Here is a 14,007-nt window from a genome sequence, read left to right on the forward strand (position 1 = left end):
GTTCGTATCCTCAGCCCGTACGGGCAGGGGGCCCGCGCACGCCGGAGGGTGGTGGTGGGCCGATGGAACCGGCGGAGAGCCGCACCGCGCCGGTCGGGCGGACGGACCTGCTGGCCCGGCTTGACCGCGTACTCGCCAGCGGGGGCCGGGCCCTGCTGACCGGCCCGCCCGGGGTCGGCAAGACCGCCGTGGCCCTCTCCGCCGCGGCGCGTGCCGAAGCACGCGGGGAGGCGGTGCTGTGCCTGACCGCGCTCCCCGCCGACCGGGACATCCCCGGTGCCGCCGCCGCGGCCCTGATCGCCTCCGCCACCGTGCCCGGCGAGGACGACGGCGTGCTGGACGGCCTCCCGGGGCCCCAGCGCGAGGCGGTCGCCATGCTCTGCCGGGAGACCCCCATGCCCGAGGGCGGCTGGGACCCGGTCGCGCTGCGCCTGGCCCTGGCCCACGTGCTGCGCCGCCTCACCGCACGGGGCCCGGCCCTGCTGGTACTCGACGGCACGCAGGACATCGACACGACCAGCGCGGACCTGCTGCGCTTCGCCCTCCATCTGGCCCCGCCCGCGCTGCGGGCGCTCGCGGTCCACACCCCCGCGGCCCACGACGGCCTGCCCGCCGGGCCCTGCGATCCCTCCCCCCACACGGCCGCGTCCCTGTGGGAGGCGTCCGAGGCGGAGGTCGTCAACGTGCCACCGCTGCACGCCGACGAGATCGCCGAACTGCTGATCCACCACCGGCTGCCCTCCCGGATGGCGGGCCGGATCCACAAGGCGAGCGGGGGCAACCCGCGCCTCGCCCTCGCGGTGGGCCGGTCCCTGGCCGACGCCCGCACCCCCGTCCACCACACGGAGGCCCTGTCCCTGTCGGGCCGGGCACGCGATCTCGCCCGGTCCCTGATCGCCTCGGTCCCGGCCGAGGTGCGCGGCACCCTGCTGATCGCCGCCCTCGCGCTCCGCCCGTCGGCCGCGCTGATCCGGCGGGCCGGACGGCCCCGGGCCGAGGCCGAACTCGCCGCCGCGGAGCGCGCCTCGCTGATCCGCCTCACCGAGGACGGCACGGTGGCCTTCTGCGCGGGCATCATCCCCTCCACCCTGCTCCACGACGCCTGCTGGACCGAGCGCAGCAGCGGGCACGCCGCGCTGGCCCTGGTGGTGGACGACCCCGTGGAGGCCGTCCGGCACCGGGCACTGGCCACCGACGTCCCCGACGCCTCGCTCGCGGCCGAGGTGTCGACCGCGGTGGAGACCGCGCGGCGGCGCGGCAACAGCACCCTCGCCGCCGAACTGGCCCTGCTCGCCGCCGAGTCCACACCGGGGCTCGATGCCGCCCGGCGCATCGCGCGGCTGGTGGAGGCGGCCGCGGAGGGCGCGCGGGCGGCCCGGGCCGACCTCACCATGCGGGCCGCGACGGACCTGCTCGCCCGGGACGCCTCCCCGGCCGACCGGGTGCGCGCCCGGCTCGCCGTCCTGGACACCGCGGGGCAGGGCCTGACGGGACTCGACGAGCTCTACGCGCACGCCCTGGAGGACTCCGAGGGGGACACCGGCCTGCGGGCGGCCGTGCTGCTGCGCCTGGCCATGAAGTACGTGCTGGCCGACGGCGACCCGGTGGCCTCGCGCGCCGCAGCCGTGGAGTCCGCCGCCCTCGCCTCCTCGGTGGGCGACGAGCACACCGCCGCCCGCGCCCTGACGGTACAGGCCAGGATGGACCGCTTCCTGGGCTCTCCCGACGCGGAGTCGGTGCTCGCGCGCGCCCGCGGTCTGGAGGCCGCCGAGCGACCGCTCGGCGTGTGCAACGCGGCCCAGATCCTCAGCGTCCGCCACGCCCTGTTCGACGACCGGCTCGCCGAGGCCCGGGCACGGCTGGCGGCCCTGCTGCCGCTGGTGGAGCGGCGCGGTCCGGTGGAGGACGCCATCGAGCTGTACCGCACCCTGGCCGAGGTGGAGGCGCGGCAGGGCCGCTGCGCCGACGCCCTGGCCCACGCCGGGCGTTCGCTGGCGCTGACGCTGGAGGCGGGCCTCTCCCCGGGTCCGGCCTGGTACGCCCTGGCCCTGGCGGAGGCCGCGGGCGGGAGCTTCGCCCGGGCGGCGAGCTATGCGCGCCGCAGCGTGCGCGCGTCCGAGGAGGAGGGCGACCATGTGTTCCTCTCCCGCAGCCTCTACGCACTCGGCCGGGTGCAGCTCCTGGTCGGCGACGTGTCCACGGCCCTGGGGACGCTGCGGCGGGTGCAGACGGGCGAACGGGCGCAGGGGGCGGTCGACCCGTCGATGCTGCGGTGGCACGAGGAGCTCGCGGAGGCCCTGGTGGCCAACGACGCCCCGGACGAGGCCGACGCCCTGCTGGCGGAGGCCCGCCCGGTGGCCGAACGCCTCGGCCGCCGGACGGTGCTGCTGGGCCTGGACCGGGCGGACGCCATGCGGCTGGCGGCCTGCGGCAAGCCCGACGAGGCGGCCGGACTGCTGGCGCAGGTGGCGGCGGCGTACGCGGAGGCCGGTCTGGTGCTGGAGCACGGCCGCGCCCTGATCGCGCTCGCGCGCGTGGAACGGAGGCGGCGTCGCCGCTCGGCCGCCTCCACGGCCCTCACCACGGCGGCGACGGTCTTCGACCGGGCGGGCGCGGTGCCCTGGCTGGCCCTGGCGACCGAGCAGCCGCCGGCGGTCCCCGAGCCGGCCGGCACCGGTCAGGGAGGCGCCCTGGCCGCCCTGACGGAGGCGGAGCTGCGCTTGGCCCAGCTGGTGGGACAGGGGGCGAGCAACCAGGAGGCGGCGGCGAAGCTCTTCCTCAGCGTGAAGACGGTGGAGGCCCGTCTGACCCGCATCTACCAGAAGCTGGACGTCCGTTCGCGGTCCCAGCTGGCCACGGCGCTCAACGCCTGACCCCGCCGCGGGGCGCGCCTGCGGGACGGTGCCGGGGGGCCGCCGGGCACGGAACCCGGCGACGGCGCGTCCCCGCGGAACCGGTCGCCCCGGGCGGCCGGGCGCCTCCGGTGCGGGGCCGACGCTCCCACACCGCGGCGGTGTGCGGCCGCCCGGCGGCGGGGCCCGCCCGGTCCTGCCCGGCGGCACCGCCCCGGCACGGCGTCCGCGGACGGAGCGCGGCGGGCCCGCCCGCCCCCGCGGCACCCGCCGCTCGCCCCTCCCTGCCCCGAGGGGCGCGAGCGAGGCGGCGTGATCCGCCCAAGCGGACCAGCGTCCGGCCCTGTGCGTCACCTGTTGGGGCCACAACCGCGCACCATGCCCGCCGCCTCCGCCGCGGCACGGCGCACCGGTGGGACGTTGGGCGGCGACCGCGCGCGGCCCCGTACGGGACCGGGCCGCCGTCTCCCGCGAGAGAATCGGAGCGACCGTGCGACATCGCAACATCCTCCTGCTGAGTGCCGTCGTGTCGGCCCTGTCCGTCGGGGCGTCCTACGCCCAGCCGCCGACCGCACCCCCGGACCGGCACGGGGGGATCGCCCAGCAGGGCGTGGTGCGCAGCGGCGACACCCCGCTCTCCGCGGCCCGGGTGACCCTGTACCAGGCGGGTGACGGCACGGGGAAGGGCGCCCGCGCCCTGGCCCGGGCCCGCAGCGACGCGCAGGGCCGCTTCCGGCTCGTCTACCGGCGGCCCGCCGAACCCGGGGCCGTGCTGTACGTGACGGCGGACGCACCGCGGGGGAAGCAGCGCGGACGCGCCGCACACGGGGTCGCCCCGGTCCGGCTCACCACCGTCCTCGGGCACGCCGGGCGCCGGGCGCCGATCGTCGTCAACGAGCGCACCACGGTGGCGGCCGGGTTCGCGATGGCGCAGTTCACCAAGGGGTCGGAGATCTCCGGCGGACACCCGGGCCTGCAGAACGCCGCCGGGGTCTCCCACAACCTGGCGGACATCGCGACCGGCGACGTCGCCCGGGTCCTCGCCACCGCCCCCAACGGGCGCGAGACCTCGGCGATGCGGGCCTTCAACTCGCTCGCCAACATCCTCTCGGGCTGCACCGCCGGGGAGACCTGCGGGGACCTGTTCGCCCTGGCCACGCCTCCCGGCCAGAGCCCCCCGCGGGACACCTTCCAGGCCGCCGCCGACATCGCCCGGGCCCCGGGCCACGACGTGGACGCGCTCTTCGGCCTCGCCTCCGTACGGCCGCTCTACACCCCGGCGCTGGGCGAGGCGCCCGACGCCTGGACCATCGCCCTGCGCTACGTGGGCAACGGCCACGAGATCGACGGACCCGGGAACGTCGCCTTCGACGCCGAGGGCACGGCCTGGATCGCCAACAACTACGCCTTCGGCTCGGACCCGCTGAAGACGGCGTGCGGCTCGCGGATCCTGTCGCGGCTGACGCCCACCGGCGAGGCGGTACGCGGAGCCCCCTACCGGGGCGGCGGCCTGTACGGCGCGGGATACGGCGTCACCCTCGACCCGCGGGGCCGGGTCTGGGTGGGCAACTTCGGCTTCCAGGGCACCGGATGCCCGAACGACGCCAGCCGGCTGTACCGGAGCGTGTCCGAGTTCACGCCCAACGGCCTGGCCCTCTCCCCGCCGTGGGGCTGGCGCCGGGGCGACATCCTCCAGCCGCAGGGCATGATGTCCGACCGCAGGGGCAACGTGTGGGTGGCCAACTGCGGCGGCCGCAGCGTCACGCGCATCCCGCAGGGGCGGGCGCGCGACGCCCGCAACATCTCCTTCGGCGACCGGATCGTCAAGCCCTTCGACGTCACGGTCGACACCTCGGGCCGTACCTGGGTCACCGGCAACGGCACCGACAACGTGGGGCTGCTCTCCCCCTCGGGCGAGCTCCTCCGGACGGTCGAGGGCGGCGGCATCAAGCGCCCCATGGGCATCGCCTCGGACAGCCTGGGCAACGTCTGGGTCTCCAACGGCGGTGTGGTCGTCGCCCCGTGCGAGGGCACCACGCCCGCGATGCTGGCGGAGGCGGTCGTGGACATCGTCACCCGGCACGTGGACGCCTCGGTCACCATGATCCGCCCGGACGGCAGCACCCCGTCGGAGCCGTTCGTCAACGACGGCCTGTTCCTTCCCTGGGGCATGGCGGTCGACGGCAACGACACGGTCTGGGTGTCGAACTTCGGCGGCCGGCGCGTGGCCAACCTCTGCGGCGCGCGGGTCTCCGCCTGTCCGCCGGGGCTGACGACGGGCGACCCCATCTCCCCTGCGGACACCGGGTACACCAGCGACGGCCTGGAGAGGAACACCGCGGTCCAGATCGACCCGTCCGGCAATGTGTGGCTGACGAACAACTGGCGGAACGTGCCGGTGCAGACCAACCCCGGCGGGCTGGAGATGGTCGTCTTCGTCGGCCTGGCCGCCCCGGTGAGGACTCCGCTGCTCGGCCCGCCGCGGCAGCCCGGAGGCCACCGGTCCTGAGACCGGCGGCCTCCGGGTCCTCCCCCGCACGGAGCGGCCGGCACCCCCGTGGCCGGCCGCTCCGGCGCGGCGCACCGCACGCAAGCCGCCCCCGCGAACGGTGGGGCGGGGCCGAGCAGGCCGTCCGGAGGCGTCCGGCCCCGGGGAGCACGCGTGCCCGGCACCGACGCCATCCACCAGGCCGTCCTCAAGATCCCGCCCGCGGCATGGACGGTGGCCGTCGAACCGGGAGGTGAGATCCGCGACGGCGCCTGGGTCGCCGAGCTCGACGGGGACGTCCTGAAGGGCTGGCCGCAGGGGGCTGATCGTCCGCAAGGAACGCCCACACCCGGTGCCCAGTTGCGGTTCACCGATGCTGACGGGCTGCGGCTCACGGCGTTCGCCACCAATACCACCGGCGTCCCGATCGCCGCACTCGAACTGCGGCACCGCCAACGCGCGAGAGCCGAAGACCGCATCCGAACCACTCGCGCTACCGGACTGCGCAACCTGCCCCTGCACGACACCGCGCAGAACCGGATCTGGCTGGAGATCGTCCAGATCGCCCACGACCTCCTCGCGTGGATGCCGATGCTCGCCGTGGCTCCTGCATGATCGTTCTGCGTAGAGAACAGGAATGATCACGCAGGCCACGGGCGCCCTGCGTCCAGGGCCAAGCAGCCCGACTCAACACGGAGCATGACGCCGTGTCAGCAAGCCGAACTGGCGCACCGCTCAAGTTCGAAGACCCGCACTACCCCGACCGAAGCACTGGAACCCGGCGCTCACCCGACGCGACAGCCGGGCCATCAGCCCGCCTGCCACCAGCCCGCACAACCGAAACGGCTCGCCGAAGAAACCGACGGACCGTCACGAAAGATCCAGGCTAAGAGCTCGTAACACGATCTTGTTGATCGGCCCTGGTCGGCCGTGACCGGTGTGACGATTCGGCCGTTCGGGATGGTGTGACTACCCGGCCGTGGATCGTGGACGATGACCTGTGGGCGCTGATCGAGCCGTTGCTGCCGCCCTGGCCCGAGAGGTCGCCGGGGCCGCGGCCGGTGCCGGACCGGCTCTGCCTCCAGGGCATCCTGTTCGTCCTCCACAACGACATGGCCTGGCAACTCCTGCCCCTGGAGCTGGGGTTCGGCTCAGGACAGACCTGCTGGCGGCGTCTTGAGCGATGGCAGGAGGCCGGGGTCTTCGACCAACTCCACCGCATTCTGCTCGCCGAGTTGAATGCGGCCGGCGAGCTGGACTGGTCCAGAGCGTGCGTCGACGGTTCCCATGTCCGCGCGAAAAAGGGGGCGCCGACACCGGCCCGTCGCCGGTCGACCGGCGGAAGACGGGCAGCAAGCACCATCTGATCTGCGACGGACACGGCACCCCGTTCAAAGTCATCACCACGGCGGCCAACGTCAACGACGTCACCCAGACACTCGCCCTGGTCGACGGCATCCCGCCCGTTGCAGGCCGTCCCGGCCGACCCCGCCGACGGCCCGAAGCCCTGCTCGGCGACAAGGGCTACGACTCCAACCCCAACCGTCGTGAGCTGCGAAAACGCCGGATCCTGCCGGTCATTTCCCGCAGAGGTGCCCCGAACATCCAGGGCCTGGGCAAGCTCCGCTACGTCGTCGAGCAGACCTTCGCCCTGCTCCACCAGTTCAAACGCCTCGCTGTCCGCTGGGAACGCCGCACCGAACTCCACGACGCCCTCGTCTCCCTGGCCTGCAGCCTCATCTGCTGGAGACGCCTCAAGAAGCGTCGATCATGATCGTGTTACGAGCTCTAACCATCAGGCACACCTGGGCAACCGCGCGACATGACGAGTTGATCCCGTCAGACGAACTCGACATTATTGGATGGAAACCCTGCTGAACATCAGGCAAAACTCGTGAAACTCGGGCCCGATTCAGTTGCACCGAACCCCCCGACGCTATCAAATGACTGATCACTAAGTAGGCGATACACGAACTCGGTCATCGGCATATCATACCGAACCCAGTCTCCAACTTCTTCGCGAATCAGAACTGGCCAGAGTTCAGCAGATTCTGACCTGTCGATGAGCCATGCAAATACGTCCCCCTGGGAACTCGTACCCCACTCCATGACGCCGCCTTCCATCCCCGGAAGGTATAGCCCGTACGGCTGATACAGATCCAAAACGATCGGATGTTACTCAATGCTTCGACGGTCCAAATCCAGGGATTCAACAAGACTCGAATCCGAGCCACCCGGCGAGGAGTTAACGACAAGGAACTCAGAGAACTCGCCAACACCAAAGCTCTCACAGAACTCCTTGTAATCGGAAGGCAGGGTGACCCCGATCCGGGATTCAATAGCCGACCAATCGATGTCAAGATGCAGTGAAGCCTGGCCGACTGCCGCTACGAGTTGACTGACCCAGGACATTGCATTCCCTTCCTCCATGGGGCATTACGAATGCGGACGCCACCCCAGCCAGCGCGGTTCCCAACCCAACGAAGGTCTAGGTAATCGGGGACGGGATTCCCGCCGCTGTAGTGCGGTGTGACCTGATAATAGATAGTCTCGCCTGTCTTGACTCGCTTTGCTATAGAGCTCGTAACACGATCTTGTTGATCGGCCCTGGTCGGCCGTGACCGGTGTGACGATTCGGCCGTTCGGGATGGTGTGACTACCCGGCCGTGGATCGTGGACGATGACCTGTGGGCGCTGATCGAGCCGTTGCTGCCGCCCTGGCCCGAGAGGTCGCCGGGGCCGCGGCCGGTGCCGGACCGGCTCTGCCTCCAGGGCATCCTGTTCGTCCTCCACAACGACATGGCCTGGCAACTCCTGCCCCTGGAGCTGGGGTTCGGCTCAGGACAGACCTGCTGGCGGCGTCTTGAGCGATGGCAGGAGGCCGGGGTCTTCGACCAACTCCACCGCATTCTGCTCGCCGAGTTGAATGCGGCCGGCGAGCTGGACTGGTCCAGAGCGTGCGTCGACGGTTCCCATGTCCGCGCGAAAAAGGGGGCGCCGACACCGGCCCGTCGCCGGTCGACCGGCGGAAGACGGGCAGCAAGCACCATCTGATCTGCGACGGACACGGCACCCCGTTCAAAGTCATCACCACGGCGGCCAACGTCAACGACGTCACCCAGACACTCGCCCTGGTCGACGGCATCCCGCCCGTTGCAGGCCGTCCCGGCCGACCCCGCCGACGGCCCGAAGCCCTGCTCGGCGACAAGGGCTACGACTCCAACCCCAACCGTCGTGAGCTGCGAAAACGCCGGATCCTGCCGGTCATTTCCCGCAGAGGTGCCCCGAACATCCAGGGCCTGGGCAAGCTCCGCTACGTCGTCGAGCAGACCTTCGCCCTGCTCCACCAGTTCAAACGCCTCGCTGTCCGCTGGGAACGCCGCACCGAACTCCACGACGCCCTCGTCTCCCTGGCCTGCAGCCTCATCTGCTGGAGACGCCTCAAGAAGCGTCGATCATGATCGTGTTACGAGCTCATAAGAGCAATCCAGCGGAGACCGCACGGCGGCTACGGGTAAGTCTGACGTCGGTCGATGAGTGGCTGCGGTTGTGGCGGGAGGGCGGCGTGCAGGTGCCTGCCTCCCGCGGTGCCAGTGGATCGCGGTGCCGGCTGTCCACCTGCTGTCTGAAGAAGCTGGCGACATATCTCAAGGAGGTACCTGCCGCGCGCAGGCTGGTGGAAGAGACGGCCCGGGTGTGGGACGCGGCCAGGGTGGCCACGCTGACCGGCAGGAAGTCCCACGTCTCCTGCAGCGCCTCCGGCGCCAACCGGCTGATGCACCGGCTCGGAAAATAATGATCAAGGGCCGGTTTCGGATTCCTCCGAAACCGGCCCTGACCCACGACTCTCTCGAGTCGGGACGACAGGATTTGAACCTGCGACCCCTTGACCCCCAGTCAAGTGCGCTACCAAGCTGCGCCACGTCCCGGTGCCCGCTGTGACCTGGGGTTTCCCCCGGCCGAACGTGCATGAGAACCATACAACACTCTGCGGGGCTCCCGTTGCAGCCGGTCCCCGGCACCGCGCGCACGCGGCGGGCGGTGTCCGCCACACTGGGTGCATGGACGAGCGAGGAGGCGGCACCCCCCGGCGGGACCGCGACGCGGAGGGACGGGCCCGCAACGCCCGCCCGCGGGACGGGCTGGGGCGGCCGCTCCCCTACGGTGCGCCGGGGGTGGCGCGGCAGCCCGAGGGAGTGCTGCGCACTCCGGCCGGGACCCTGGAAGAGGCGCAGCGGCTGCTGGACGCGGGGATGCCGTTCCACGCCCACGAGGTGTTCGAGGACGCCTGGAAGTCAGGCCCGGAAGAGGAGCGGGAGTTGTGGCGCGGGCTCGCGCAGTTGGCCGTCGGTCTCACCCATGCGGCGCGGGGGAACGCGACCGGTGGCGCGCGGCTCCTGCGCCGTGGGGCGGAGCGGATCGCGGCGCACGGACCGGCTCACGGGATCGACGTGGGGGGTCTGGTGGGCTGGGCCGAGGACCTGGCGGAGCGGGCGGGCGACGGCGCGGCGGACCCGGTGGCGGAGTCGCCCCGGCTGACGGCGGGGCGGGGGTAGCCGGCCCTCCGGGGCGCACGGACGGCGCGGCCCGCGGGTCCGGTGAGTCCGGGGCGCTCGGCCCGGCTCCAGGCTCCCGACTGCCGCCTGCGGGAGCTGGATCCGCGCGCCGCAGCTCAGTTCGCGTGCGGCCCGGGCCGGGGGCCGAGCAGGCGGCGCAGGACGGCGACGTGCGCGGCCGCCGGGTCCTTCGCGGCCGTGAGCAGGGTCAGGGGGCCTTCGGCGGCCCTGGCCCGCAGCTCCTCCAGCGCCTTTGCGGCCTCGGGGGCGGTCAGCTCGGCCTCGTAGCGCCGGCGGAAGCCCTCCTCGTCCGCGTCCGGGCCGTGGTACCAGCGGCGCAGCTCCGTCGACGGCGTGAGGGCCTTGGGCCAGAGGTCGACGGCGGCACGGGCCCTGGCGAGTCCGCGCGGCCAGAGCCGGTCGACGAGGACGCGCAGTCCGTCGTCGTCCCGGGGGGCTTCGTAGATCCGGCGCACCCTCACGGTGCCGGAGGCTCGCGTCATGCCTCCAGGGTCACCGGGGCGGCCGCTCGGGGCCACCCGGCGGGCGGGCACCCAGTGCGGGCAGGAGGACGGAGTCGACGAAGCCGGCCAGCCCGCCGCTGCCGCCGAACCGCTCCTCGAACAGCCCTTCCACCCGGAGCATGCCGAGGAAGCACGGCGCCACATGGGCGAGGGCGGGGTGGTCCGCGGCGAGTTCACCGCGGGCGACGGCCCGGGCGAGGATCCCGTCGAGGGCGGCGACCTCGGGGCCGATGACCGTCTCCCGCAGCGCGGTGCGCAGTTCGGGGTACTGGAGGTACGCCTGGCCGACGGCCTCCATGAGCTCGGGGTCCCGCAGGGAGCGGTCCCCGGCGACGCGGGCGGCCTCGCGCAGGTCGCCGGCGAGCGAGCCGGTGTCGATGCCGCCGAAGAAGACGCAGCGGCTGCTGCCGAGAGCCGCGGTGACGAGCTGGGCCTTGGTCTTCCACTGGCGGTAGAGGGTCGCCTTGCCGCAGCGTGTGCGCGCGGCGACGCCCTCCATGGTGACGGCCTCGTAGCCGCCCTCGCGCAGCAGGTCGAGGACGGCGGCGTACAGCTCGCGTTCGCGCTCGGGCGTGATGCGGCTGCGCCGTGCGGCGGCCGTGGCGGCCTGCGTGGACATGGGCCCCTCTCCCCGGTTCGGGCGTGCCGGGCGGCTCATGGCGGGCATGGCCGCAGTACCGAGCGTAGCCCCCGGAGGGAACGAGACGCAAACGTATCGAGACGTTTGCGTCTCGATACGTCCGGGATCTAGGCTTCGCCCGATTGCTGCCGACGCGCTCGACCGAAGGGGCCGCCCATGACCGCCGGGACGCCCCCTGGCATATCCGGCGACGCCGGCACCGCACCGCCACGGCGGCGGAGCCGGACGCGGCCCGCGCGGCGCCCGGCGCCCCCGCCTCCGCCGCGGGCTCCCCGCAGGCCGCCCCTGGCCCGCGAACTCGCCCTGGTGACGGTGCTCTTCCTCGTCTACAAGCTGGGACGGGTGGTCGCCGGAGGGCACGAGGCCCGGGCCCTGGGCAACGCCGACGCCGTGTGGAGCGCCGAGCGGGCGCTGCACCTGCCGCACGAGGGCCTGGTGCAGGAGGTGCTGCTGGGCGCCGAGCCGCTCGTGAGGGCGGCCAACACCTACTACGCGGCCGTCCACTTCCCCGCCACGGCGCTGTTCCTGGTGTGGCTCTACCTGAAGCGGCCCGGGCACTACCTGTGGGCGCGGCGCACGCTCGCCGCGCTCACGGCGGCCGGGCTGGCCCTGCACCTGCTGGTGCCGCTCGCGCCGCCGCGGATGCTCGCGTCCGCCGGCCTGGTCGACACCGCCCAGGTGTACGGGCCCTCGGTGTACCAGGCGTCACCGGAGGCCGACCCGCTGGCGAACCAGTTCGCCGCGATGCCCTCGCTGCACGTGGGCTGGGCCCTGGTGGTGGCGATCGGCCTCGCCGCGGCCACCCGGGGGCGGCTGCGGGGGCTGTGGCTGCTGCACCCCGCGGTGACCCTGCTGGTCGTGGTCGGCACGGCCAACCACTACTGGCTGGACGCCGTGGCAGCCGCCGTGCTGCTGGCGGGGGCGCTGGCACTGGTCCCCCGCCCCGCACCCGCGGGGGTGCCCACGGACCTCCGCCGCAGGGCCTCGGGGCGGACCGCCGAGGCGGTGCCGCGATGAGCGGCATCGTCACCGCGGTGCTGCTCTCGCTGCTCTCCGCCGTCGGGTACGCGCTCGCCGCCGTCGCCCAGTCGCGGCTGGCCCGCTCGACCGCACCCGGCCGCCGGGGGCTGCGCTCCCTCGCGGCGCGGCCCCTGTGGTGGTGGGCCGTCGGGCTCAACGCCGCGGCGGCCCTCGCCCACGTCGGGGCGCTGCACCACGGCCCGCTGGTCCTGGTGCAGCCGCTGGGCGCACTGACGCTGGTCGCGGCGCTGCCCCTGGCGGCCCGGCACGCCCGGCGCCGGGTGCACCGCACCGAGTGGCGCGGAGCGCTGGCGACGCTCGCGGGCCTGGGCGGCCTGGTGGCCGTGACGGGGCCGACCCCGCCGGGCGAGTCGCTGTCCTCGGCGGAGTCGCTCGGCGTGGCGGCCGCGGCGGCGCTGCTGATCACCGCACTGGCCCGGGGCCGGGGCCTGGGGTACGCCACCGCCTCGGGCGTCGCCTCCGGGGTGGCCTCCGCGCTCACCCAGACCGTGACGGCCGCCGTGGCGGCGGGCGGCGCGGAGGGCGCCGCGTGGTGGGTCACGGCGCTGGTCGCGGCCCTCGTGGCCGCCTTCGCGGCGGGCGGACTGCTGCTCTCCCAGGCGGCCTACCGGGTCGGGCTGGCCGCCCCCCTCGCGGTGGTGAACCTGGCGAACCCGGCCGCCGCCGCGGTGATCGGGGTCCTCCTGCTCGGCGAGACCTTCCGGATGGGCGCCTGGGGCTGGCTCGTCGCGGCCGGCGCCGCGGCGCTCGCGGCGCGCGGCGTAGTGCTGCTGTCCCGCGGCACGCCGCGGGCCGCCGCCGCACCGGCCGGCGAGGGGCCGGAGGGGGCCCGGGAGGCACGTCCCGGGGACGCGGGGTCGCCGCCGCTGCCGCCCCCGGTGCCGGCGGGCTGACACCGCGCGGAGCGCCCGGCCCCACCGGCGCGGGCGAGGCACGGGGCGGGGCGGGTTCAGACCGTGACGAGCCTGATGCCGGCCTCCTCGAAGCGGGTCGCGCTCCCGCCGTCGATCCCCGCGTCGGTGACGACCACGTCCACCCGCTCCAGCCCGCAGATCCTGGCGAAGGCCCGCCGCCCCATCTTCGAGGAGTCGGCGACGACCACGACCCGGCGGGCCCGCTCGGCGAACCGGCGGCTCACGCTCGCCTCGTCCTCGTGGCGGGTCATCACCCCCAGTTCCGCGTCGAGGGCGTCGACGCCGAGGACCGCGACGTCGAGCACGACCTCCCCGAGCACCCCGGCGGCCAGCGGGCCGACCAGCTCGTAGGTCTGGGGGCGGGCGACGCCACCGGTGACGACGATCTTGATCTGCGGCCGGACCGCGAGTTCTCCCGCGATGTTCAGCGCGTTGGTCACCACGGTGAGGAAGGGCGCCCGCGGCTCCGGCGCGTCCCGGTGCGCGCCGCCGGCCCTCAGGGCGAGCACCCGCGCGACCTCGGTGGTCGTGGTGCCCCCGTTCAGGCCCACGACCTCACCCTGCCCGATCAGGTCCGCGGCGGCCTCGGCGATCCGCTGCTTCTCGGAGGCGTGCCGCGCCGACTTGTAGCGCAGGGGCAGTTCGTAGGAGACCCCGTGCGCGACGGCGCCTCCCCGGGTGCGGACGAGCATCTGCTGCCCGGCGAGTTCGTCCAGGTCCCGGCGGATCGTCGCCGGGGACACCCGCAGCGCCCCGGCGGCCTCCTCGACCTCGACCCGGCCCTCGGCGGCCAGCAGCTCCAGCAGCGCGTTCCACCGCTCGTGTTTGGACATGGCTCGCTCTCCTTCGGGCCGGGGCTGCGCACGGACACGCTAGGCCATGACCGGTACGCACCCCTCGCGGGGCGGGCGGTGCGCGGAAGGAGGCGGGACGGCGCACCGGCACGCACATCCCGTCACCACGCCCGCAGGGCAGCGAAGGGCATCCGGGGC

The 14,007-nt window shown here is 73.9% G+C and carries 12 protein-coding genes, 1 tRNA gene and 1 pseudogene; 9 read left to right on the plus strand and 5 right to left on the minus strand.

Annotated elements, in window-relative coordinates; genetic code table 11:
* Positions 1-62: 62 nt before the first annotated feature.
* From NPS70_RS21790 to NPS70_RS21805, 4 genes and pseudogenes are all read left to right on the plus strand, one after another.
* The gene (locus NPS70_RS21790) at positions 63-2,873 is read left to right on the plus strand and encodes a LuxR family transcriptional regulator (protein ID WP_256526055.1); all 2,811 of its coding nucleotides are present in this window, start codon (positions 63-65) and stop codon (positions 2,871-2,873) included.
* Between the two features lie 469 nt (positions 2,874-3,342).
* Positions 3,343-5,361, plus strand: a complete 2,019-nt coding sequence (locus NPS70_RS21795) for a hypothetical protein (protein WP_256526056.1) — start codon at positions 3,343-3,345, stop codon at positions 5,359-5,361.
* Between the two features lie 162 nt (positions 5,362-5,523).
* Positions 5,524-5,943: pseudogene (locus NPS70_RS21800) on the plus strand (transposase); the annotation flags it as partial.
* A 362-nt stretch (positions 5,944-6,305) separates the two neighbouring features.
* Positions 6,306-7,114, plus strand: a protein-coding gene (locus NPS70_RS21805; RefSeq protein ID WP_256526057.1) for an IS5 family transposase whose coding sequence is annotated in 2 segments (ribosomal slippage) — positions 6,306-6,623 and positions 6,626-7,114 — 807 coding nt in all. Because the reading frame shifts where the segments join, the coding sequence is not laid out codon by codon here.
* A 401-nt stretch (positions 7,115-7,515) separates the two neighbouring features.
* Here the strand turns inward: NPS70_RS21805 and NPS70_RS28945 are convergent.
* Entirely contained in the window at positions 7,516-7,770 is a 255-nt protein-coding gene (locus NPS70_RS28945) for an SMI1/KNR4 family protein (RefSeq protein ID WP_374212038.1), read from the minus strand.
* Between the two features lie 222 nt (positions 7,771-7,992).
* On the opposite strand from NPS70_RS28945, the gene NPS70_RS21810 reads away from it, so the two are divergent.
* Together NPS70_RS21810 and NPS70_RS21815 are read left to right on the plus strand one after the other, a co-directional pair.
* A protein-coding gene (locus tag NPS70_RS21810; protein WP_256526057.1) for an IS5 family transposase occupies positions 7,993-8,801 on the plus strand; the annotation gives its coding sequence in 2 pieces (ribosomal slippage) (positions 7,993-8,310 and positions 8,313-8,801; 807 coding nt in all).
* 104 nt (positions 8,802-8,905) lie between these two features.
* On the plus strand, positions 8,906-9,136 hold the full coding sequence (locus NPS70_RS21815) for a winged helix-turn-helix domain-containing protein (protein ID WP_256526058.1): 231 nt from the start codon (positions 8,906-8,908) through the stop codon (positions 9,134-9,136).
* A 59-nt stretch (positions 9,137-9,195) separates the two neighbouring features.
* On the opposite strand, the gene NPS70_RS21820 is transcribed toward NPS70_RS21815, so the two are convergent.
* Positions 9,196-9,269, minus strand: a tRNA-Pro gene (locus NPS70_RS21820).
* Positions 9,270-9,401: 132 nt separating this feature from the next.
* Between NPS70_RS21820 and NPS70_RS21825 the strand changes: the two genes are divergently transcribed.
* Positions 9,402-9,896, plus strand: coding sequence for a DUF309 domain-containing protein (locus tag NPS70_RS21825; protein WP_256526059.1), 495 nt, complete (start codon positions 9,402-9,404; stop codon positions 9,894-9,896).
* Between the two features lie 116 nt (positions 9,897-10,012).
* Here the strand turns inward: NPS70_RS21825 and NPS70_RS21830 are convergent, their stop codons facing one another.
* Together NPS70_RS21830 and NPS70_RS21835 are read right to left on the minus strand one after the other, a co-directional pair.
* A complete protein-coding gene (locus NPS70_RS21830) occupies positions 10,013-10,399 on the minus strand; it encodes a DUF488 domain-containing protein (RefSeq protein ID WP_256526060.1) in 387 nt (128 codons plus the stop codon).
* Between the two features lie 10 nt (positions 10,400-10,409).
* On the minus strand, positions 10,410-11,039 hold the full coding sequence (locus NPS70_RS21835) for a TetR/AcrR family transcriptional regulator (RefSeq protein WP_256526061.1): 630 nt from the start codon (positions 11,037-11,039) through the stop codon (positions 10,410-10,412).
* 327 nt (positions 11,040-11,366) lie between these two features.
* Between NPS70_RS21835 and NPS70_RS21840 the strand changes: the two genes are divergently transcribed.
* The gene (locus NPS70_RS21840; protein WP_374212039.1) at positions 11,367-12,077 is read left to right on the plus strand and encodes a phosphatase PAP2 family protein; all 711 of its coding nucleotides are present in this window, start codon (positions 11,367-11,369) and stop codon (positions 12,075-12,077) included.
* Positions 12,074-12,994, plus strand: coding sequence for a DMT family transporter (locus NPS70_RS21845; protein ID WP_256526062.1), 921 nt, complete (start codon positions 12,074-12,076; stop codon positions 12,992-12,994). The genes NPS70_RS21840 and NPS70_RS21845 overlap by 4 nt, the downstream gene beginning before the upstream one ends.
* 56 nt (positions 12,995-13,050) lie before the next feature.
* Here NPS70_RS21845 and NPS70_RS21850 read toward each other — a convergent pair whose 3' ends face one another.
* Complete coding sequence (locus NPS70_RS21850) at positions 13,051-13,848, minus strand: DeoR/GlpR family DNA-binding transcription regulator (RefSeq protein ID WP_256526063.1); 798 nt, start codon at positions 13,846-13,848, stop codon at positions 13,051-13,053.
* Between the last annotated feature and the right edge of the window lie 159 nt (positions 13,849-14,007).

Origin of the sequence: Streptomyces sp. C10-9-1 (assembly GCF_024497955.1) — a bacterium.
Classification (GTDB): Bacteria; Actinomycetota; Actinomycetes; order Streptomycetales; family Streptomycetaceae; genus Streptomyces; species Streptomyces sanyensis.